The following is a 495-nucleotide window of genomic DNA, read 5'->3' as shown; positions in this document are numbered from 1 at the left end:
TTGTTGGTCCTGTTGTTGTTGGTCCTGTTGTTGTTGGTCCTGTTGTTGTTGGTCCTGTTGTTGTTGGTCCTGTTGCTGTTGATCCTGTTGCTGTTGATCCTGTTGCTGTTGATCCTGTTGCTGTTGATCCTGCTGCTGTTGGTCCTGTTGCTGTTGATCCTGCTGCTGTTGGTCCTGCTGCTGTTGGTCCTGCTGCTGTTGGTCCTGCTGCTGTTGGTCCTGCTGTTGTTGGTCCTGCTGTTGTTGGCGCTGGGTCTTTCATCTCGGGCTCTTCCGCTTTCTTTTCTTCCGCGGCTGGCTTCGCTTCGGCTTCTTTCTTCACCTGGTCGGTCGTCTGGAAAAGGTCGATCCGGTTGTTCGCCAGCAAATGAGTGACGTTGTCACGCGGGTTTATCAGCGACGTGTTGTTGCCGAGAAAGCCTTGCAGGAAAAGTTCTCTGGCCCGGTCCTTCCGCCCCCAATTCCGGCATGTTGAGGAAGATTGTCTCGCCGACG

Annotated in this window: 1 protein-coding gene; it reads left to right on the top strand. The window is 53.9% G+C overall.

The features are described 5' to 3' along the window. The coding region (locus AB1L30_RS01170) for a hypothetical protein (RefSeq protein WP_367011495.1) at positions 1–375 on the top strand (375 nt) is incomplete at its 5' end. Positions 376–495 lie beyond the last annotated feature (120 nt).

Origin of the sequence: Bremerella sp. JC817 (genome assembly GCF_040718835.1) — a bacterium.
Classification (GTDB): Bacteria; Planctomycetota; Planctomycetia; order Pirellulales; family Pirellulaceae; genus Bremerella.
This window is presented reverse-complemented; position numbering and strand designations above follow the sequence as displayed.